The sequence below is a fragment of the Modestobacter roseus genome (assembly GCF_007994135.1).
Classification (GTDB): Bacteria; Actinomycetota; Actinomycetes; order Mycobacteriales; family Geodermatophilaceae; genus Modestobacter; species Modestobacter roseus.
In genome coordinates, this window is sequence record NZ_VLKF01000001.1 from 1,346,614 (window position 1) to 1,367,734 (window position 21,121).

Below are 21,121 nucleotides of genomic sequence, written 5' to 3' on the forward strand. Positions count from 1 at the left end.
GCCGCCCGCCGCGGTTGACCGGGTGTCCTGCCCCGGCCTACCGTCAGGCGAATTCACCCAGCTGTGACTCCACGGTCGCGCCCGGGTGGCCGACCCGGCGCGAGCCGGGCACGGCCCCCGTGCTGGGTGCAGATCTGGAGGAGGCGCTGACGTGAGCGACCTGGACAACGGTTCCGGCCGCCGGCCGTTCAGCGGGGACCAGCAGGGGCAGCTGTTCAGCGACGCCGCGGTGGGCGCGCTCTCCTACGACGAGGTCGACACCGACGAGGTCGGCTACCGCGGGCCCACCGCGTGCGCCGCCGCCGGCATCACCTACCGCCAGCTCGACTACTGGGCGCGGACCGGACTGGTCGCCCCTTCCGTGCGCACCGCCACCGGCTCGGGCACCCAGCGGCTGTACTCCTTCCGCGACATCCTGGTGCTCAAGGTGGTCAAGCGGCTGCTGGACACCGGCGTCTCGCTGCAGAACATCCGCAAGGCCGTCGACCACCTGCGCACCCGCGGGGTCAAGGACCTCGCCAACATCACGCTGCTCTCCGACGGCGCGACCGTGTACGAGTGCACCTCGGCCGAGGAGGTCGTCGACCTGCTCGCCGGCGGTCAGGGCGTCTTCGGGATCGCCGTCTCCGGTGCGCTGCGCGAGCTTTCCGGCGAGCTCGCCGAGCTGCCGGCCGAGCGGCTGGACGGCAACGGCCAGCAGGTGGACGACGAGCTCTCCGCCCGGCGCCGGCGGCGCGCCGCCTCCGCCTGACGGTCCGCTCGCCCGGCCCACCGCCGGGGCGCAGCCGTCGTCCCGCTTTCCGTGACACGGAAGGTTCGGCTGGGTAACGTTCGCCCGGTGCCCGACCTGACCGCTGGTCCCGATGCCGTCGCGTCACCCCCGCTGAGCGGTTCCCTCCCGGCGCTCGCCGAGCTCTCCCCGAGCGGCTCGTTCGCCGGCCGGCACATCGGTCCGCGCCCGGCCGAGACCGCCGCGATGCTCGAGGCCGTCGGCCACCCGTCGCTGGCCTCGCTCGTCGACGCGTGCGTGCCCGAGGCGGTGCGCGACCGCAGCGCCCTGCGCCTGGCCCCGGCCGCCGACGAGGCGACCGTGCTGGCGGAGCTGCGCGAGCGGGCCGCGGCCAACGAGGTGTTCACCTCGCTCATCGGCCTCGGGTACAGCGGCACGATCACCCCGGCGGTCATCCAGCGGACCATCCTGGAGAACCCGGCCTGGTACACCGCCTACACGCCCTACCAGCCCGAGATCAGCCAGGGCCGGCTGGAGGCGCTGATCAACTTCCAGACGATGGTCGCCGACCTCACCGGGCTGCCGGTCGCCGGTGCCTCGATGCTCGACGAGGCGACCGCCGCGGCCGAGGCGATGACGCTGGTCCGCCGGGCCGGCCGCGCACGGGCCGACGCCGTCTTCGTCGTCGACGCCGACACCCTGCCGCAGACCCTGGCCGTGCTGCGCACCCGCGCCGAGCCGCTGGGCATCGGCCTGCACGTCGCCGACCTGTCCGCCGGCTGGCCCACCGACCTGCCCGGGGCCGGCGCGTTCGGCGTCCTGCTGGCCTACCCCGGCGCCAGCGGCGCGGTGCGCGACCACCGGGCGCTCGCCGCCGCCGCGCACGAGGCCGGCGCCGCGGTCGTCGTCGCCGCCGACCTGCTGGCGCTGACCCTGCTGGAGGCGCCGGGGGAGTGGGGTGCCGACGTCGCCTGCGGCACGAGCCAGCGCTTCGGCGTCCCGATGGGCTACGGCGGCCCGCACGCCGGTTACCTGTCCGTGCGCGAGGGGCTGGCCCGCCAGCTGCCCGGCCGGCTGGTCGGGGTCTCGGTGGACGCCGACGGCGCCGTCGCCTACCGCCTCGCGCTGCAGACCCGCGAGCAGCACATCCGCCGGGAGAAGGCCACCAGCAACATCTGCACCGCCCAGGTGCTGCTGGCCGTCATGGCCGGCGCCTACGCGGTCTACCACGGCCCCGAGGGGCTCACCGCCATCGCCGCCCGGGTGCACCGGACGGCGCTGGCGCTGGCCACCTGGCTGCGCGCCGGTGGACTGGCGCTGGACCATGCGGAGTTCTTCGACACCCTCAGCGTCTCGGTGCCCGGACGAGCCGACGAGGTGGTCGCCGCGGCGGCCGCCCGCCGGGTGAACCTGCGCCGGGTCGACGCCGACACCGTCGCGGTCGCCGTCGACGAGACCACCACCCTCCCGACGCTGGAGCTCGTGGCCGAGGCGTTCGGCGTGACCCCGGACCACGCGGTGCTCGACGACGGCGGGGCCGACGCGCTGCCCGCCGCGCTCCGCCGCCGCACCCCGTTCCTCACGCACCCGGTGTTCGCCGAGCACCGCTCGGAGACGGCGATGCTGCGGTACCTGCGGCGGCTGTCGGACAAGGACCTGGCGCTGGACCGCACGATGATCCCGCTGGGCTCCTGCACGATGAAGCTCAACGCCGCCACCGAGATGGCCGCGATCACCTGGCCGGAGTTCGCCGGCATCCACCCCTTCGCCCCGTCCGCGCAGGCCCGCGGCTACCGGCAGCTGATCGACGAGCTCTGCGCGTGGCTGGCCGAGGTCACCGGTTACGCCGCGGTCAGCGTGCAGCCCAACGCCGGGTCGCAGGGCGAGTTCGCCGGCCTGATGGCCATCCGCGGCTGGCACCACAGCCGGGGCCAGGCGCACCGCGACGTCTGCCTCATCCCGTCCTCGGCGCACGGCACGAACGCCGCCAGCGCCGTGATGGCCGGCATGCGGGTGGTCGTGGTCGGCTGTGACGAGGCGGGCAACGTCGACCTCGCCGACCTGCGGGCCAAGGTCGACGCCCACGCCGAGCGGCTCGCCGCGATCATGATCACCTACCCCTCGACGCACGGGGTGTTCGAGGTCGAGGTCCAGCAGATCTGCGCCGCGGTGCACGACGCCGGCGGGCAGGTGTACGTCGACGGGGCGAACCTCAACGCGCTGGTCGGACTGGCGCGGCCGGGCCGGTTCGGCTCCGACGTCAGCCACCTGAACCTGCACAAGACCTTCTGCATCCCGCACGGCGGCGGTGGCCCCGGCGTCGGCCCGATCGGCGTCGCCGAGCACCTGGTGCCCTTCCTGCCCGGCCACCCGCTGGTGGAGACCGGCGGTACCGGGGCGCCGGTCTCCGGGGCGCCGTGGGGCTCGGCCGGCATCCTGCCGATCTCCTGGGCCTACCTGCGGCTGATGGGGCCCGACGGACTGCTCCGGGCCACCGAGCACGCCATCCTGGCCGCCAACTACGTCGCCGAGCGGCTCCGCCCGCACTACCCGGTGCTCTACACCGGGGCCACCGGCCTGGTGGCGCACGAGTGCATCCTGGACGTCCGTCCGCTGACCAGGTCGACCGGCGTCACCGTCGACGACATCGCCAAGCGGCTGATCGACTTCGGGTTCCACGCGCCGACGGTCAGCTTCCCGGTGGCCGGGACGCTGATGGTCGAGCCGACCGAGAGCGAGGACAAGGCCGAGCTCGACCGCTTCGTCGAGGCGATGGTGGCCATCCGCGGGGAGATCCAGCAGGTCGCCGCCGGGGTGTACGACCGCACCGACAACCCGCTGCGCAACGCCCCGCACACGCTGACGATGCTCGCGGGGGAGTGGGACCGGCCCTATCCGCGGGAGGTGGCCGTGCACCCCGTCCCGGGGCTGGTCGGGCGGAGCTACCTGGCGCCGGTCCGGCGGATCGACGGCGCCCACGGCGACCGCAACCTGGTCTGCTCCTGCCCGGCGCCGCAGGCGTTCGAGGAGCCGCTGCCGGTGCGCTGAGGAGGCGGGCCGCTCAGATCTTGCGCAGCAGCACCCGGCGCACGGAGTGGTCGGCCGCCTTCTGCAGCACGAGCCGCGCCCGGGAGCGGGTGGGGGCGATGTTCAGCCGCAGGTTGGGCTCGTTGACCGCCGACCAGATGCCGCGGGCGGTGGTCTGCGCCTGGTCGTCGGTGAGGTCGGCGAAGCGGTGGAAGTAGGCGGCGCTGTCGGCGAAGGCCGTGCGGCGCAGCGCCAGGAACCGCTCCACGTACCACTGCTGGATGTCGGCCTCGGTGGCGTCGACGTAGACGGAGAAGTCGAAGAAGTCCGAGAGGAACACCTCCGGCACGCGCCCGTCGCCCCGCCCGCCGCCGGCCTGGAGCACGTTGAGGCCCTCCAGCACCAGCACGTCGGGCCGGTCGACCACCTGCCGGGTGCCGGGCAGCACGTCGTAGGCGTGGTGGGAGTACGTCGGCGCGCTCACCTCCCGCTTGCCCGACTTGACGTCGGCCAGGAAGCGCAGCAGCGCACGTCGGTCGTAGCTCTCCGGGAAGCCCTTCCGGCCCAGCAGCCCGCGGGCCTCCAGCTCGGCGTTGGGCAGCAGGAACCCGTCGGTGGTCACCAGGTCGACCCGCGGGGTGTCCGGCGCCGCGGCCAGCAGTGCCTGCAGCAGCCGGGCGGTGGTGCTCTTGCCGACGGCGACGCTGCCGGCCACCGCGATCACGAACGGCACCTTCTCCGTGGGCGAGCCGAGGAACGCGGTCTGCGCGGCCCACAGCCGGCGGCTGGCGGTCACGTGCAGGTGCAGCAGCCGGGCCAGCGGCAGGTAGACCGTCGCCACCTCGTCGCGGTCGATGCGGTCGCCCAGCGTGGCCAGGGCGCGCACGTCGGCGTCGTCCAGCGGCAGCTCACCTCCGGCCGCCAGCGCCCGCCAGGAGTCGCGGTCGAAGGCGGTGAAGGGCGAGACCTGGGCTCGCGTTCCGGCCGTCACGCCGCCCATCGTGCCGTCCGTGCCGTTGCCGCCCCCCGACGGGGTGGTCCCCGGACGGCTGCCCACCCCTCCCGGACGCCGGGGCGGCTAGGGTCCAGGGCGTGTCGTCCACCGGGCTCCTCGACCGGATCGAGCGCTACTTCTCCCTCGCCCCGGAGGCCGACGGGCTCACGCGGATCGAGTCCGTCGGCGGGCTCGTCGTGCCGGTCGGTTCGCCCGAGTGGCCCTACCCGGCGCGTCCGCGTCCCGGGCAGGAGGACGCCGTGAGCGTCGAGGACGTGCGCGCCGCGGTGGAGCTGCAGGAGTCGGCGGGGCTCCCGGCGTCGGTCGAGTGGCTGGGTGACCGCTGCCGGGGGCTGGCCGGGGTGGCCCGGGCCGCCGGCCTGCACGTCGAGGAGCTGCCGCTGCTCGTCGTCGACGACCCGGTCGAGATCCTGCTGCCCGACGAGGTCCGGCTCTACCTGGTCGGGGCCGACGACCCGCGGCTGGGCCTCTACCAGCGGCTGGCCGCCCTCGCCTTCGCGGCGCCCGCGGACCGGCCGGACGCCGGTGCGGGCCGCGCGGGTGTGCCCGAGGTGGCGGTGGGCGATCCCGGCCCGGCCGAGGTGCCGCCGACGGAGCTGCTCCGCGAGCGGGTCGCCTCCGGCCGCACGGTGATGATGGTCGCCGTCGACGGCGGGGAGCCGGTGGCGATCGGCTCCCACCAGCCGGTCGACGTCGACGGCAGCGAGGTCAGCGAGGTGGTCGGGGTGGCGACGCTGCCCCGGTTCCGTGGCCGCGGGCTGGGCGCCGGGCTCACCTCGGCGCTGGTCGACCACGCCCGGCAGACCGCCGACCTGGTGTTCCTCTCCGCCGGCGACGACGACGTGGCCCGGGTGTACGAGCGGGCCGGCTTCGCGCGGGTCGGTACCACCTGCGTCGCGGAGCGCCCGTCCCGCTGAGCGGTCACCCCGGCAGCGACCCGTGCACCACCCGGCCGCGGGAGACGACGGCGACGATCCGCCCGACGTCCAGCGCGGCGAGGTCCGCGGTCGGGTCGCCGTCCACGACCACCAGGTCGGCGGCCGCGCCGGGGACCAGGACACCGAGCTGCCCGGCCCGGCCGATCGCGGCCGCGGCGCGGGACGTCGCCGCCTCAAGCGCCCGGGCCGGCGACCAGCCGAAGACCGTGACCATGGCGCGCACCTCCGCCAGCTGGTCACCGAACTGCACGTGGTGACCGTTCGCGTCGGTGCCGAGCACGAAGTCGACCCCGGCGTCGGCGGCGGCGCGGAGCCGCGCGTCCCGGCGGTTCACCAGCTCGGCCGCCTTGGCCACCTGCTCCGGCCCGCTGCCGGTGAGCCCTTCGGCGATGCGGTCGTTGATGAGCAGCGTGGGGGCGACCGTCACCCCGGCAGCGACGGCGGCCTCGGCCTGCGCACCGGTCATCAGCGTGCCGTGCTCGATCGAGTCCACCCCCTCGGCCAGCGCGACGTCGACGCCGGTCTCGGTGTGCGCGTGGGCGGCCACCCGCATGCCGAGGGCGTGCGCCTCGTCCACGATGGCGGCGATCTCCGCCCGGGTGTGGTTGCGCCAGGCGTGCCGGTCGCCGACGGACAGCACCCCGCCGCTGGTGGCGATCTTGATGCCGTCGGCGCCGGCCCGGGCCCAGTGCCGGACCAGCGCCCGGCACGCGTCCGGGCCGTCGGCCACCGGCTTGCGCACCGGGGCGGCCGGCGGGATGAACATGTCGCCGTGACCGGCGGTCATCCCGACCATGCCGTGGGCCAGCAGCCGGGGGCCGGTGACCACGCCGTCGTCCAGCGCCCGGCGCAGCGAGAACTGGACGTCGTCGGCGGCGAGGTCCCGCAGCGTCGTCACCCCGGCGCGCAGCGCCGCCGTGGCGTGCGCGAGGGCGTGCAGCACCTGCTCCTCCGGCCGGGTCATCAGCGGCCAGGTCAGGAAGTCCGCCGGCCGGGCCGAGGCGTTGCCGACGAGGTGCACGTGGGTGTCGATCAGCCCCGGCAGGACGGTGAACCGCGCAGGCGGACCCGCGTCGTGGGCGGCGTCGACGGCGGTGAGGGCGCCCTCGGCGGACCACGTGACCGTCCCGGTGCCGCGGTGGTCGGTGCCGTCCCAGACCGCGACCCCGGACAGCGCGCCGCCGGTGGTCACGACCGCACCCCCGACCGCGGGAACAGCGTGCCGAGCGCCGCCGGCGGGCGCATGGCCGTGCCGGCCACCACGAGCACCGCCAGGGTGACCAGGTAGGGCGCGGCCGTGGCCAGGCCGGAGGGGAGCGGCACGAACAGGAAAGCGACCAGCAGCAGCCCGCCCAGCACCACCGGGGCGAGCCCGGCCCGCGCCGCGCCCCGCCGCAGCCGGAGCGCGCCCAGGGCGAGGAAGGCCACCGCCAGGACGAGCAGCAGCGCCCGGAACGTCGGTGGTCGGCCCAGCCCGACGGCGTCGCTGAAGCCGAACAGCGAGGCGCCGAAGAAGACCCCGGAGGGCATCCAGTTGCCGAAGATGAGCGTGGCCAGCCCGATGAAGCCGCGGCCGGCGGTCTGGTTCTCCACGTAGGCCTGCGAGATCAGGACCAGGTAGCCGCCGGCGAACCCGGCGAGCCCGCTGCCCACCAGCACGGCGACCCAGCGGGTGCGGTGCACCTGCCCGCCCAGCGCCTGCAGCGCTGCCGGGCGTTCCCCGGCGGCGCGCCAGCGCAGGCCGAAGGGCGTGCGCCAGAGGACGTAGGCGGTGAGCGGCACCAGCAGCAGCCCCAGCACCGCGGCCAGCGAGACGTCCCGGGTCAGCCCACCGACGATGCCGCCCAGCTGGCCCACCACCGGCAGCCCGGACTCCTCCATGCGCCGGGTGAGGTCGGGGGTGCCCCAGCCACCGGAGAGGAACGGGACGCCGAGCACCGGCAGCGAACCGTCGATGCGGGGGGAGCGGGAGATCGACCCGCCCGCCACGCCGGTGAAGACGATGTCGGAGGCGAACCGGGCGAGCGCGGCGGCGACCACGTTGATCGCCACGCCGACGACCAGCTGGTTGAGCCCCAGCTCGATGCAGAGCACCGCCATGAGCAGACCGAAGACCAGGCCGCCGAGGACGCCGCCGGCCAGCGCCGCCCACGGCCCCCACAGCCAGCCGAAGACGCCGGCCATCCAGGTGCCGCCGATCATCATCCCCTCGAGCCCGACGTTGATCACGCCGGCGCGCTCGGAGAAGAGCCCGCCGACGGCGACGACGGCGATCGGCACGGTCAACCGCAGCGCCGACCCCCAGGTCGACGAGGCGGCGATGCCCGGGGCGGACGCGGCATAGGAGGCGATCACCACCAGCCCGAAGCCGAGCAGGGTCCACAGCAGCCCGGCGCGCAGCGGGCTGCGGCGGGAGGCCGGTGCGGTCGTGGTCGTGGTCGCGGTCGGGTCGGCGGGCAGTACTGCGGTACCGCCGTCCGGTGGGGGAGCGGGGACCGGCGGGGTGCTCACGGGCGGCCTCCACGGGGGCGCGGTCGGGGGTGCCGGTCCGCCGCCGGCGGAGGGCGGCCCGGAGGGTCAGGTGCTGGTCGGCGCGCTCGGCCAGCCACCAGCCGATCGCCGAGCTGAGCAGGATCACGGCGAGGAACACCGAGCCCACCTCGGTGGGCAGGTCGACGAGGCCGAGCACCTGCGAGCTGCGCTCGACGAAGGCCAGCACGAACGCGCCCAGGGCGATCCCGAGCGGGTGCGACCGGCCCAGCAGCGCCGCGGCCAGACCGGTGAACATCAGGTCGGTGGGCAGGGTGCCGTCGAAGCGGTGCGCCACGCCCAGCACGTGCGGCAGCCCGACCAGCCCGGCGATGGCACCGGAACCGAGCATCGCACCGATCACCCGGCGGTCGACCCGGATGCCGGCGGACTCCGCCGCCTCCGGGGAGAGGGCGGCCACCCGCAGGGTGTAGCCCCCGACGCTGCGGTCCTGCACGAGGTGGAAGAGCACCCCGACGGCGACGGCGACGAGCACGAAACCGGAGACGGTGGTGCGGTTGCCCAGCCCCAGGTCGAGCACGTCGGGCATCAGCCCGCCGGCGTCGATGACCGCCGAGCCGGTGTTCTGCCCGCTGCCGGAGCGGAAGACGTCGGCCAGGAGGATGGCCACCAGCGTCGTGGCGATGGCGTTCATCAGGATCGAGGTGATCACCTCGCTGACGCCCCGGTGGATGCGCAGCAGCGCCGGGACCAGCGCCCACAGCGCGCCGACCAGGCAGCTGAACAGCAGGGTGATCGGCAGCCGCAGGGCCAGGGGCAGCGGCAGGTTCGCCGCCAGCACCGCCCCGGCCAGCGCGGCCACCCGGTACTGGCCGTCGATGCCGATGTTGAACAGGCCCATCCGCAGGGCGAAGGCGGCCGCGATGCCGGCCAGGTACAGCGGGACGGCGTTGTTCAGCGCCGACACCAGCGACGCCGGCTGGGTGCCGTAGTCCCACATCACCGAGTAGGCCGAGGACGCCGAATAGCCGCCGGCGGTCAGGAAGAGGGTGGTGACCAGCAGCGCCAGCAGCACCGAGATGACCGGGCCGGCGGCGGTGAACCCCGTCCGCCGGGCGGTCGCTGCCGCGCGGTTCACGCGGCACGTCCGCGTCCGGGCGCCTGCCGCGCCCCGGTCATGTGCTCGCCCAGCTCGGTGGCGTCGACGGTGCGCGGGTCGAGCTCGGCGACGACCCGACCGCGGTAGAACACCAGCAGGCGGTCGGAGAGGGCCAGCAGCTCGTCGAGGTCGGCGGAGACCAGCAGTGTGCCCAGGCCGGCGTCCCGGGCGCGCACCAGCTCCGCCCACACGGCCGACTGCGCGCCGACGTCCACGCCCCGGGTGGGGTGGGCGGCGATGAGGACGCGGGGGTCGGACCCCAGCTCGCGGCCGACGATGAACTTCTGCTGGTTGCCGCCGGACAGCGCGGCGGCCGGCGTGGCCGGGGTCCCGCCGCGCACGTCGAAGCGGGCGATCACGTCGGCGGCGAGCGCGGTCGCCGCCGCGCGGCTGAACCACGGGCCGCGGCGCACCGGCGGCCGGGAGTGCTGCCCCAGCGCGGCGTTGTCCCGCAGCGGCAACGGCAGCACGAGCCCGTCGCGGTGCCGGTCCTCGGGCACGTAGGCCATGCCGCGGGCCCGGCGCTGCTCGGTGGTCAGCGCGGTGACGTCGGCGCCGGCCATGTGCACGGTGCCGCTGCTGGACACCCGGCCCAGCAGCGCCATCAGCAGATCCGACTGCCCGTTGCCCTCGACCCCGGCCACGCCGAGCACCTCGCCGCTGTGCACCCGGAGCGAGACGTCGTCCAGGGCCGGCACCTCCCCGGGCGCGGCGACGGTGAGGTGGTCGGCGGCCAGCACGACGTCGGTCCCCGGTGCCACCGCCCGGGGCGCGACGCTGGGCATCGCCACCTTGACCATCAGCGCGGCGAGCTCGCGCGACGTGGTCCGCGCCGGCGTGGTGTGCCCGACGACCGCGCCGGCGCGGATCACGGTGATCTCGTCGGCGAAGTCGAGCACCTCGTCGAGCTTGTGCGAGATGAAGACGACGGCGACGCCGACGCGGGTGAAGGCGCGCATCGCGGCGAACAGCGACTGCGCCTCGCTGGGCACCAGCACCGCGGTGGGCTCGTCCAGGATGATCACCTGCGCCCGCCGGTACAGCACCTTGAGGATCTCCACCCGCTGGCGTGCCCCGACCCCGAGCTCCCCGACCACCGCGTCGGGGTCGATGGGGAAGCCGTGCTCGGCCGCCAGCTCGGCCACCCGGGCCCGGGCCGCCCGGGCGTCCATCCGGAACCGGCTGCCGGGCTCGTCGGCCAGGACGACGTTCTCCCAGACACGCAGGGCGTCGGCGAGCAGGAAGTGCTGGTGCACGATGCCGATCCCGGCGCGCTGGGCGTCCCGGGGGTTGCGGAACCGCGCGGACCGGCCGGCGATCTCGATCGTCCCCTCGTCGGCCTGCTCCTCACCGGCCAGGATCTTCATCAGGGTCGACTTGCCCGCGCCGTTCTCGCCGACCACGGCGTGCACGGTGCCCGGCCGCACGGCCAGGTCGATCCGGTCGTTGGCCACGAACGTGCCGAACCGCTTGACGATGCCGGTCAGGCGCACCAGCGCCTCCTGCTCGACCACGCTCAGACCGCCGAGGGAACGGTGACGGTGCCGTCGATGATGGACTGCTCGGCCTGCTCCAGCTGGTCGGCGATGCCGTCGAGGAAGCCCCCGGAGGTGGTGTAGCCCACGCCGTCGTTGGACAGGTCGAAGGTCTGCTCACCCTCCTCGAGCGACCCGTCGAGGAAGGCCGCGATCGAGTCCTCGACCGCGACGTCGACGTTCTTGATCGCCGAGGTGAGGATGAACGGCTTGATCGAGTCGTCGACCTGCTCGTACACGTCACCGTCCACGCCGATGGCCCAGTTCTTGCGGTCGGCGGAGCTGGCGGCGGCCTGCTCGTAGACGCCCTGGCCCGAGCCGCCGGCCGCGGCGTAGATGACGTCGGCGCCGTCGGCGTAGAGCGAGGCGGCGGCCTCCTTGCCCTTCGTCGGGTCGGAGAAGCCGGTGAAGTCGCCCAGCGGGGCCAGGTAGGTCGCGTCCACGGTGATGTCTGGGTCGACGCTCCGGGCGCCGGCCTCGTAGCCGACGAAGAAGTTCTGGATGCTCGGCTGGTCCACGCCTCCCACGAAGCCGATGTGCCCGGTCGTGGAGGTGAGCGCGGCGGCGACCCCGACCAGGTAGGAGGACTGCTCGGCGGCGAAGCTGATGGTGGTGACGCCAGGGATCTCGGTGCCCCGGTCGGCGTCGACGGCGACGAACCGGGTGTCCGGGTGGTCGGTGGTCTCGGTCATCGGTGTCACGTACTGGAACCCGATGCCGATGGCCAGGCCGGCCCCCTGGGCCATCGCCAGGTCCAGGCGGTCCTGGTAGTCGTCGGTGTTGGGGCTGGAGAAGTCCAGCGGGGTGAAGTCGAGCTCGTCCTGGGCGGAGGTGAAGCCGCGGTAGGCGCTGTCCATGAAGGAGTAGTCGCCCGTGGTGCCGTACAGCATGGCGACCTTGGGGGCGCCGCTGTCGGCGTCGGTGGCGGTGTTCGCGGTCTTCCCGCCGCAGGCGGTCAGGACGACCGTCGCGGCCAGGACGATGCTGCCCGCGGTGAGCAGGCGGGAGGGCAGGGCGTGGCGCACGGGGTTCTCCTTCATCGCGGTGGACGCCCGACGCTAGAGCGCAAATCGCTTTGCTCCGTGTCGCCGATGTTTCTGCCAAGCAACAATCTTCCCCAGTCAGCCCAGGCAAGAGGTCGAATCGCCGCTGCTCTTGTGTGGACAAAACGTTTCGCGGTAGGCATGGCGGCATGGCCCCCGACACACCCCGGCACGCGCCGACGATCCGAGACGTCGCCCGGGTTGCGCAGGTCAGCGTCACCACGGTGTCGCACGCCCTGTCGGCCAAGCGCCCGGTCAGCCGGGAGGCAGTGGAGCGGATCCAGGCGGCCATCGAGCACCTGGGCTACGTCCCGTCGTCGGCGGCGCGCACGCTGCAGCGCGGCCGGACCGGGATGCTCGGGCTGGTCGTGCCCGACGTGTCCGACCCGTTCTTCGGCCGACTGGCGGTCAGCGTCGAACGGGCGGCCGACGCCGAGGGGTACGGCGTGGTGCTCAGCAGCTCCGGGGTGGCCCCGGGCCGGGACGTCCGGCACTTCGACCTGCTCCGGTCCCGCTCCATCGACGGGCTGGTCTACGTCGCCGGCGAGGTCCGGCGGGAGGACGAACTGCAGCGGCTGGCCGGCGCCTACCCGATCGTGCTGGCCGACGAGTCCTCCCCGGCGCTGGCCGGCCTCCCCTTCGTCGGGGCCGACCACGCCGAGGGCGGCCGGCTGGTCGGCCGGTACCTGGACGGCCTGGGCCACACCGACGTCGCCGTGGTGACGGGGCCGCGCGGGCTGCGGTCGGCCGAGGAGCGGGTCGCGGGCTTCGGCGAGGTGCTGCCCGGCGCGGCGGTCATCGACGGGGACTTCACCGAGCGGGTGGCCGCCGAGCGCACCGCCGCGCTGCTGGCCCGTGGTCGCGTGCCCACCGCGGTGTTCGCCTGCAACGACGTGATGGCGCTGGGCGTCATCGACGCCGTGCGCGCCGCCGGGCTGTCGGTGCCAGCCGACGTCTCGGTGGTCGGGTTCGACGACGTGCCGCTGGCCCACCGCGTCGTCCCGGGGCTGACCACGGTGCGCCAGCCGATCGACGAGGTCGGGCGGCTGGCCACCGAGGTGCTGATCCGGCTGATGGCGGGGGAGGACCCCGATCCGCCCTCCCCGCTGCCGGTCGAGCTGGTCGAACGCGGCACCGTGGCAGCGCCCCGCGCGACGGAGCCGGCCCGATGACCCGGGTCCTGCTGTTGGGGGAGTCGTGGTTCGTCCACTCGATCCACCAGAAGGGCGTGGACAGCTTCACCACCAGCGAGTTCACCCTGGGCGGTGCCGAGTTCGTCGTGGCGCTGCGCGGCCGGGGCCACGAGGTGCGGCACGTGCCCGCGCACGAGATCGTCGACGTCGTCCCGGGGACCGGCGCACAGCTGCGGGAGCTCGCCGACGTCGTGGTCGTCTCCGATGTCGGCGCGAACACCTTCCAGCTCCCACCGGCAACGTTCACCCGCTCGCTGGCGCAGCCCGACCGCACGGTGGTGCTGCGCGACTTCACCGCCGCCGGCGGCGGGCTGCTGATGGTCGGGGGCTACCTGACCTTCGCCGGCATCGACGCGCGGGCCCGCTGGGGCCGCACCCCGCTGGCCGAGGCGTTGCCGGTGACCGTGCTGGACCGCGACGACCGGGTCGAGCTGCCGGCCGGCGCCGCCCCCACCCGGGTCGGTGACCACCCGGTCACCGCCGGCCTGCCCGCCACCTGGCCGGCGCTGCTCGGGCTCAACGAGGTGCTCGCCCGCCCGGGGGCCGCGGTGCTGGCCGAGTGCGCCGGGCACCCGCTGCTCGTGGTCGGCGCCCACGGGGCCGGCCGGACGGCGGCCTTCACCTCCGACCTCGCCCCGCACTGGGCACCCCCGGGCTTCACCGGCTGGGCGCACTACCCCACGTTGTTCGACCGGACGGTGCGCTGGCTGTCCGGGGAGGAGATCGCATGACCGTCGACACGATCATCACCCACGCCACGGTGCTGACCGGCACCACGCGGCCCGCGGCGGGCTACCCCGCGCTCCCGGCCGAGGACACCGCCGCCCGCGGCACCGCGACCTTCCTCCCCGACCACGCCATCGGCATCACCGCCGGGGAGATCGCCTGGGTGCTGCCGACCGGCGAGGTCGACCCGGTCGACCTGGCCGGGGCCACGGTGCTGGACGCCGGGGGGCAGGTGGCCGTCCCGGGCCTGGTCAACACCCACACCCACTCACCTATGACGATGTTCCGCGGCTCCGCCGAGGACGTGCCGACCGCCTCCTGGTTCAACGAGCACATCTGGCCGATGGAGGTGAACCTCACCGAGCGCGACGTGACCCTCGGGGCGCGGCTGGCCGTGGGGGAGATGCTGCTGGCCGGGGTGACCAGCTTCGCCGACCACTACTTCATGGCCGACCGGATCGCCGAGGTCGTCGCCGACAGCGGCGCCCGCGCCCTCCTGGCCTCGACCTACTTCTCCAGCCAGGGAACCGAGGGCATCGCCCGGTCCGCGGAGTTCGCCGAGCGGTGGAACGGCGCCGCGGACGGCCGGATCACCACCGCGATGGGGCCGCACGCGACCTACACCGTCGACGACGCCGACCTCGAGGCGACCGCCGAGCACGCCCGCCGGCTCGGCGTCCGGGTGCACGTGCACGCGGCGGAGAGCATGTCCCAGACCCGTTCCAGCCTCGCGAGGCGCGGGGTGACCCCGGTGCAGGTGCTGCACGACACCGGTGTGCTGGAGGCCGGCGCGATCATCGCCCACGGCACCGGGATCATCGAGGACGACCTGCGCTGGCTGACCCCCTTCGCCGACCGGGTGGCGGTCGCCTCCTGCAGCAAGGTCTACCTGAAGCACGCGCACTCGGAGACCCCGGTGCGGATGCTGCACGACGCCGGCATCACCGTCGGTGTCGGCACCGACGGGCCGGCGTCGAACAACACCCTCGACGTGCTGGAGAGCATGCGGGTGCTCTCGCTGGTGCAGAAGATGGTGCACGCGGACGCGACCTGGCTGACCTCCGCGCACGCGCTGGACCTGGCCACCCGGCAGAGTGCTGCTGCCCTCGGCCTGGGCGACCGGTTGGGCGCCATCCAGCCGGGCTTCCGGGCCGACGTGGTCCTGCTCGACCTGGACAAGCCGCACCTGCAGCCGATGCACGACCTGGCGGCGGCGCTCGTGCTGAGCGTGCGGGCCAGCGACGTCACCACCGTGCTGGTCGAGGGCCGGGTGGTGGTCCGGGACGGCGCGTTGACCACGATGGACCTCACCGACACCATCGCCGAGCTGAACGCGCGGCTGCCCGGTCTCACCGACACCGCGCACGGCCGGACGATCCAGGACTACGCCCCGTGAGCCGCCGCACCGGGGGCCGCCGCACCGGGGGCCGCCGCACCGGGACGGCCCGGTGATCGACGCCGCCCGGTCACCCTGGCCGGACGTCGCGGCGCACCTGGCCGGCCCGAGCGGGCTCGCCGTCCTGCCGTTCGGCGCGCTGGAACAGCACGGTCCGCACCTGCCGCTGTCGACCGACACGCTGACCGCGGTCGAGCTGGCCCACCGGCTGGCCGGCCGGCTGGACGCCGTGCTGCTCCCACCCGTCCACTACGGCGACACCTGGAACAACGCCGGCTACCCGGGAACCGTCTCCCTCGCCCCGGGCACGGTCACCGCGATCGCGGTCGACGTCGGGCGGGCGGTCTCGGCCGCCGGCGGCCGGGCGCTGGTCGTGGTCAACGGGGACTGGGGCAACCGGGGCCCGCTGTACTCGGCCATGCGCACGCTGGCCGCCGACGGCATCCCGGCGATCACCCTGGACCACCCCGGCATGGCGGCCGCCATCGAAGCCGTGCGGGAGAGCCGGGAGGCGGCCCCGGGGCTGGCGCACGCGGAGGAGGTGGAGACTTCCCTCGTGCTCGCGATCGACCCTGCGATGGTGCGCACCGACCGGTACGTCGCCGAGTACCCGGACTTCCCGACCGACTTCGGCACCCGGCCGATGCAGCTCCACCCGTTCTCGGCGTCCGGCGTCTTCGGTGACCCGAGGACCGCGACGGCGGCCAAGGGGGAGACGCTGCTGGCGGCCACGCTCCAGGGCTGCCTGGACGTGCTGGCGGGCTTCGTCGCCGGCCTGCCGCCGCGCTGAGCCGGTGCCGCCGGCCCAGCGCGACCGGGCTCAGTCGACGCTGTAGGTGGCGACGAGCTCCCCGCGGGCGAGGGTGTGGCTGAACAGGGTGAAGCCGAGGAACGCCGGGGTGGCCTCGGCCGGGACGCCGAGGTCGTCGGTGTCCAGCGCGTGCACCACGACGTGGTAGTGGTGCGTGCCGTGCCCGGCCGGCGGGGCGGCGCCGACGAACCGGGCGAGGCCCGCGTCGTTGCGCAGCTGCACCGCGCCCTCGGGCAGACCGGAACCGGCGTCGTCGCCGGCGCCGCTGGGCAGCTCGGTGACCGCGGCGGGGATGCCGGCCACGGCCCAGTGCCAGAACCCGCTGCCGGTGGGCGCGTCGGGGTCGAAGACGGTGACCGCGAACCCCTTGGTCCCCTCGGGGAAACCGGACCAGGACAGCTGGGGGGAGACGTCCTCACCGCCGGGGCCCATGAGGCCGCTGACCTGGGCCCGCGCCAGCCGCTCGCCGTGCGCGACGTCGGTGCTGGTGACGGTGAACGAGGGCACCTGGGGGAGGAAGTCGTAGGGGCTGGGCGGCGAGGGCCGGTCGGCCATGCGGGGTCTCCTGGGCTGGGAGCTGCCCGGTCGGTGCCGGGGGAGCAGCGGGTGCCGCGCCAGCCCCGACCCTAGGCAGCCCGCACGGCACCTGCGCGTCGACAGCGAGCCCTCACCCGCTTCGACCGTTATCCCCAACAACTGGCCCGAGCAGTCACGGTTGGCGCGTCACCGATCGCCCTCCGGGCGGGAGCCCCGAAGCCGGGGCAGGGGGCCGGTGACCGGGGTGGCGCAGTTGCCGGCGTGATCCTTGACACAGCCCACGGAGCCTCCTAGCTTTCATGTCGTTCGGCCCCGAACGATCTGGCGCGGCTTCCCCTGGCGACGCCCGGACGGCGAGCCCCGCGCACGGACCGGACTCCACGAGTGACCTCTCCAGAGTGAGGACGACAGGATGACGAGCAGAGGCAGGACGCCCTCCCGGGCGAGGACGTCGTCCCCAGCGAGGCTGGTGACCGCGGTGCTGGCCGTGCTGCTGGCCGCCACGGGGTGCAGCTCCGGGAACGGGGGAGCGGTCGAGGGGACCGCCGTGGCGGGGGACGCGACGCCGCAGCGCGGCGGCAGCCTGCAGGTCCTCGAGGACGCCGGCTTCGCCGGTGCCTGGCCCACCGGACTCGACCCGGCCACCAACACCAACGGCAGCGCCACGTCCAACCAGATGCAGGCGATCTTCGGCGGGCTGTTCCTCATGCGCGCCGACGACGACGGCAGCAACGCCGCGGTCGTCGGCAACCAGGCCGAGAGCGGAGTGCTCAGCGAGGACGGCCGCACGCTCACCATCACGCTGCGCGAGGGCATCGAGTTCAGCGACGGCACCCCGATGGACGCAGCCGCGGTCATCTGGAACTTCGAGCGCGCCAGCTCCGCGACGTGCACCTGCGCGCCACGGTGGGACCTGCGCGACGACGAGCCGTTCACCTCCCCGGACCCGTTGACCGTCGAGGTGCACCTCGATCAGCCCAACGCGGCCCTGCTGAACGGCTTCCCCGCCACCAACGTCAACTGGATCGCGTCGCCGTCGGCCTTCGAGGAGCTGGGGCCGGACCGGTTCATGATCGAGCCCGTGGGCGCGGGCCCGTTCACCGTGGTGAGCAACCAGCCGAGCACGGAGCTGGAGCTGGTCCGCAACCCGAACTACTTCGAGGAGGGGCGGCCCTACCTGGACGAGCTGACCTTCACCTCCATCGGGGGCGACCAGCCGGCCCTCCAGGCGCTCCTGGCCGGTCAGGCACACGTCTACGAGGGGATGACCTCCCCGGCCATCATCGAGCAGGCGGCAGCGAACCCGCAGCTGCAGACCGTCGTGCAGCCGGGGACGTCGCCCTACCTGGTGCAGATGAACACCCGGATCGCCCCCTTCGACGACCAGCGGGCGCGCGAGGCCATCTACCTCGCCACCGACTGGGAGGCCATCAACGAGGGCCTCTTCGGCGGCGAGCCGACCATCGTGCAGGGCTTCACCACACCCGTCGACCTCTTCTACGAGCCGACCACCCCGGGCTACCGCACGTACGACCTCGAGGCGGCGAAGGAGCTGGTGTCGGAGCTGGGCGGTCTGACCGTGCAGCTGGACACCCCGGCCATCCAGACGGCCACCCAGATCACCACCGCGCTGCAGACCCAGTGGGAGGAGGCCGGCATCGACGTCGAGCTGGTGACGTTCCCGGGCAGCAGCCTGATCCAGCGGCTCACCAGCAAGGAGTGGCAGGCGGTGATCGGGACCGCCGGGGCCTGGGACCCGGCGGTCGGCACGGGCGTCGCCTTCCGCTTCGAGTCGACCTCCCCGTACTCCGGGGTCGAGGACCCGCAGCTGGACGACCTGCTCGACCAGGCGGTCGCCACCACCGAGCTCGACGAGCGCGACCAGCTGTACCAGGAGATCGCCCGGTACCTCAGCGACAACGCCTACGGGACCTTCGGGTTCGCCTTCGCGCCGACCAACGTCTCCGTGGACGGCGTGCACGGCCCCGGCCTGACGACCCAGATCCCGTCGCTGTCGATCAACACCGTCGTCCCGTGGGACGAGGTCTGGCTGGAACAGGACCGATGACCCGGCACGCGTTCCCCGCGGCCACCCCGACCCCCACCCGAGAGGACCACGCATGACCGCCACCGCCCCCGCCGACCTGGTGATCCGCAACGCGCGCGTGTTCACCGCCGCGGCCGGCGACGACCGGCTCTACGCGGGTCTCGCCGTGACCGGCGGCCGCATCACCGCCGTCGCCGCGGCCGACGCCGAGCTCGATGCGCACGTGGGCCCCGGGACGACGGTGCACGACCTCGGCGGCGCCTCCGTCGTCCCCGGGCTGTTCGACGCGCACTGCCACTACAACCACGGCGGCATGATGGTGCTGCGCGAGCTGGTGTTCCCCTCCCACGCCAGCCTGGACGAGGTGCTGGCCGCCGTCGACACCTTCGCCCGGGACCTGCCCGAGGGGGCGTGGGTCTCCGGCGGCAGCTGGGGCAGCACGCTGCTGCCCCAGCTCTCCAGCCTCGCGGCCCGGGCCCGGCTCGACGCCGTGTCGCACGGGCACCCGGTGCACCTCTACGACGACAGCCACCACAACGCCTGGGTCAACACCGAGGGCATGCGCGTCTCGGGCATGGTCGTCGACGGCAGCGGGGAGTACCCGGAGGGCACGCTGCAGGACCCGCGGACCGGCGAGCTGCTGGGGGTGCTGCTGGAGCGGGCCACCGACACCGTCCGCACCTACCTGGCGCAGGCCCAGGCACCCACGCCCGAGGAGCACCTGGAGTTCGCCCGCAAGGGGATCGAGGTGCTGAACAGCTTCGGGGTGACCGGCATCCAGGACGCCCTGATCCGGGAGGCCGACCTGGTCACCGGCCATGCCCTCGAGGAGGCCGGCGAGCTGACGCTGCACATCTCCTCGTGCCTGTGGAACCCCGGCCCGGGACGCCCGGGCCACGACGTCGCCGCGCTGGAGGCGCTCGCCGACGAGCTGGGGTCCGACCTGCTGCGCACCGACTTCGTCAAGCTCGCGCTGGACGGCGTGCCCCCGGCGCAGACGGCGGCGTTCGAGGAGCCGTACGTGCCGTCGCAGCAGTGGGGCGACCACCACTGCGGGCACGTGACCATGGACCCGGCGGAGCTGGTGGGGGTGCTGCGGCACAACTGCGAGAACGGCCGGTCGACCAAGATCCACTGCGCCGGTGACGCCAGCGTGCGTGCCGCGATCGACGGCTTCGAGGTCATGCGCCGGGAGGGCTTCGCCGACGTGCGCTTCCACATCGCGCACGGCCAGTTCGTCCGTCCCGAGGACCGGGTGCGGATGGCGGAGCTGGACGTGGTCGCCGAGATCTCCCCGTTCCTCTGGTACCCCAACGTGATCGTCTCGGCCATCTCCGAGGTGCTGACCGAGGAACGCACCGCGCGGATGCACCCCAACCGCGAGCTGACCGACCGCGGCGTCCTGGTGGCGGGCGGCTCGGACTGGCCCGTGGAACCCCTGCCCAACCTGTGGCTGGGCATCGCCGGGCTGGTGACCCGGGCCGATCCGGGATGTCGCTTCCCGGGGACGCTGTGGTCCGAGGAGGCGCTCACCGTGCCCGAGGCGCTGCGCGCCTTCAGCCTCAACGGGGCGGTCGCCGCGCGCCTCGACGACGAGATCGGTTCCCTCGAGGTGGGCAAGTGCGCCGACTTCGTGGTCATCGACCGGGACCCGTTCGCGATCGAGCCCGCCGAGATCGCGGGCACCCGGGTCCTCTCCACCTGGTTCGCGGGAGAGGTCGTGTACGAGGCCGCCTCGGTCGTGCCGGCCTGAGCGGGCTGCCCGGGCGCCGGTGGACCCGCCGGCGCCCGGGCCACGCTGGACCGCGACCGTACGATGCCCCGGTGCGGGGACAGCGGCGGCAGGGCGGCTCGCGAACGGGCAGGTGCCCGCGGTGAGCCGGTCGGAACCGGACGCGGACCCGGACTTCGTCCAGGCGCAGCAGGCACTGGCCGAGATCGAGCGGGCGGTCGCCGACCGCATGACGGCGCTGCCGTTGGGCGGGACCGACCTGGCGGCCATGGCCGCGGTGCAGGGGATCTACCGGGCTGCGACGGCGGTCCGCTACCACCTGGAGCGCGTGGTCCTCGCGCCGCACGACCTGACCTGGACCGGCTGGGTGGTGCTGTGGGTGGTGTGGGTCTGGGACGAGCTCGAGACCCGGCACGTGGCCGCCCACGCGGGCATCTCGAAGGCCACCCTGACCGGGGTGGTCAAGACGCTGGGGTCGCGTGGCCTGGTGCACCGGCGGGCCCACCCCGACGACGGGCGCCGGGTCCTGCTCTCCCTGACGCCGCAGGCACGGGAACTGATGGCGACCCTCTTCCCGCGGTTCAACGAGGAGGAGGCCTTCGTGGTCGGTTGGCTGGACGACGCGGAGTCCACCGCGCTGACCGGTGCGCTGCGGAAGGTCGTCGCCCGGGTGCAGGGCACGCGGCCGGCCGTCGAGATCCCCGGGCCGAGCGTGAGCTGAGCACGCCGCTGCTCCTGCCCG

At 74.4% G+C, this 21,121-nt stretch carries 16 protein-coding genes and 1 pseudogene; 10 read left to right on the top strand and 7 right to left on the bottom strand.

Translation table 11 applies throughout. The annotated features are described in order from the left end of the window. Positions 1-151 precede the first annotated feature (151 nt). Positions 152-751, top strand: a complete 600-nt coding sequence (locus JD78_RS06420; RefSeq protein WP_208104007.1) for a MerR family transcriptional regulator — start codon at positions 152-154, stop codon at positions 749-751. An 87-nt stretch (positions 752-838) separates the two neighbouring features. Next, a complete protein-coding gene (gene gcvP / locus JD78_RS06425; protein ID WP_208104008.1) occupies positions 839-3,778 on the top strand; it encodes an aminomethyl-transferring glycine dehydrogenase in 2,940 nt (979 codons plus the stop codon). 13 nt (positions 3,779-3,791) lie between these two features. Here the strand turns inward: gcvP and coaA are convergent, their stop codons facing one another. Beyond that, a complete protein-coding gene (coaA, locus tag JD78_RS06430) occupies positions 3,792-4,757 on the bottom strand; it encodes a type I pantothenate kinase (protein WP_153361897.1) in 966 nt (321 codons plus the stop codon). Between the two features lie 92 nt (positions 4,758-4,849). On the opposite strand from coaA, the gene JD78_RS06435 reads away from it, so the two are divergent. Next, positions 4,850-5,689 carry a GNAT family N-acetyltransferase gene (locus JD78_RS06435; RefSeq protein ID WP_153361898.1) on the top strand — a complete coding sequence of 280 codons (840 nt, stop codon included), beginning with the start codon at positions 4,850-4,852 and terminating at the stop codon, positions 5,687-5,689. Positions 5,690-5,693: 4 nt separating this feature from the next. Here the strand turns inward: JD78_RS06435 and JD78_RS22060 are convergent, their stop codons facing one another. The 5 genes and pseudogenes from JD78_RS22060 to JD78_RS06460 all read right to left on the bottom strand — a co-directional run bounded on the left by JD78_RS22060 (position 5,694) and on the right by JD78_RS06460 (position 11,919). Continuing rightward, on the bottom strand, positions 5,694-6,902 hold the full coding sequence (locus JD78_RS22060) for an amidohydrolase family protein (protein WP_194290543.1): 1,209 nt from the start codon (positions 6,900-6,902) through the stop codon (positions 5,694-5,696). Further along, positions 6,899-8,221: an ABC transporter permease gene (locus tag JD78_RS06445; protein ID WP_153361899.1), complete on the bottom strand. Its 1,323-nt coding sequence runs from the start codon at positions 8,219-8,221 to the stop codon at positions 6,899-6,901. Before JD78_RS06445 ends, JD78_RS22060 begins: the two co-directional genes overlap by 4 nt. Positions 8,222-8,396: 175 nt before the next feature. Then, a pseudogene (locus JD78_RS22850) lies at positions 8,397-9,200 on the bottom strand (ABC transporter permease); the annotation flags it as partial. A 134-nt stretch (positions 9,201-9,334) separates the two neighbouring features. Beyond that, a complete protein-coding gene (locus tag JD78_RS06455) occupies positions 9,335-10,873 on the bottom strand; it encodes an ABC transporter ATP-binding protein (RefSeq protein WP_153361901.1) in 1,539 nt (512 codons plus the stop codon). A gap of 2 nt (positions 10,874-10,875) precedes the next feature. After that, positions 10,876-11,919 carry a BMP family lipoprotein gene (locus tag JD78_RS06460; RefSeq protein ID WP_166521034.1) on the bottom strand — a complete coding sequence of 348 codons (1,044 nt, stop codon included), beginning with the start codon at positions 11,917-11,919 and terminating at the stop codon, positions 10,876-10,878. A 167-nt stretch (positions 11,920-12,086) separates the two neighbouring features. Between JD78_RS06460 and JD78_RS06465 the strand changes: the two genes are divergently transcribed. The 4 genes from JD78_RS06465 to JD78_RS06480 are packed head-to-tail and all read left to right on the top strand — an operon-like array spanning position 12,087 to position 16,042. Then, positions 12,087-13,109, top strand: a complete 1,023-nt coding sequence (locus JD78_RS06465) for a LacI family DNA-binding transcriptional regulator (protein ID WP_153361903.1) — start codon at positions 12,087-12,089, stop codon at positions 13,107-13,109. Then, positions 13,106-13,861, top strand: coding sequence for a glutamine amidotransferase (locus tag JD78_RS06470; protein ID WP_153361904.1), 756 nt, complete (start codon positions 13,106-13,108; stop codon positions 13,859-13,861). Before JD78_RS06465 ends, JD78_RS06470 begins: the two co-directional genes overlap by 4 nt. Beyond that, positions 13,858-15,252, top strand: coding sequence for an amidohydrolase (locus JD78_RS06475; RefSeq protein WP_153361905.1), 1,395 nt, complete (start codon positions 13,858-13,860; stop codon positions 15,250-15,252). Before JD78_RS06470 ends, JD78_RS06475 begins: the two co-directional genes overlap by 4 nt. Before the next feature lie 52 nt (positions 15,253-15,304). Then, complete coding sequence (locus tag JD78_RS06480) at positions 15,305-16,042, top strand: creatininase family protein (protein ID WP_153361906.1); 738 nt, start codon at positions 15,305-15,307, stop codon at positions 16,040-16,042. 30 nt (positions 16,043-16,072) lie between these two features. Here JD78_RS06480 and JD78_RS06485 read toward each other — a convergent pair whose 3' ends face one another. After that, complete coding sequence (locus tag JD78_RS06485; RefSeq protein WP_166521035.1) at positions 16,073-16,618, bottom strand: YbhB/YbcL family Raf kinase inhibitor-like protein; 546 nt, start codon at positions 16,616-16,618, stop codon at positions 16,073-16,075. Between the two features lie 451 nt (positions 16,619-17,069). Between JD78_RS06485 and JD78_RS06490 the strand changes: the two genes are divergently transcribed. The 3 genes from JD78_RS06490 to JD78_RS06500 all read left to right on the top strand — a co-directional run bounded on the left by JD78_RS06490 (position 17,070) and on the right by JD78_RS06500 (position 21,100). Beyond that, positions 17,070-18,668: an ABC transporter substrate-binding protein gene (locus tag JD78_RS06490; RefSeq protein WP_228395418.1), complete on the top strand. Its 1,599-nt coding sequence runs from the start codon at positions 17,070-17,072 to the stop codon at positions 18,666-18,668. A 52-nt stretch (positions 18,669-18,720) separates the two neighbouring features. Further along, a complete protein-coding gene (locus tag JD78_RS06495) occupies positions 18,721-20,400 on the top strand; it encodes an amidohydrolase (RefSeq protein ID WP_153362259.1) in 1,680 nt (559 codons plus the stop codon). A gap of 121 nt (positions 20,401-20,521) precedes the next feature. Then, on the top strand, positions 20,522-21,100 hold the full coding sequence (locus tag JD78_RS06500) for a MarR family winged helix-turn-helix transcriptional regulator (RefSeq protein WP_208104009.1): 579 nt from the start codon (positions 20,522-20,524) through the stop codon (positions 21,098-21,100). Positions 21,101-21,121 lie beyond the last annotated feature (21 nt).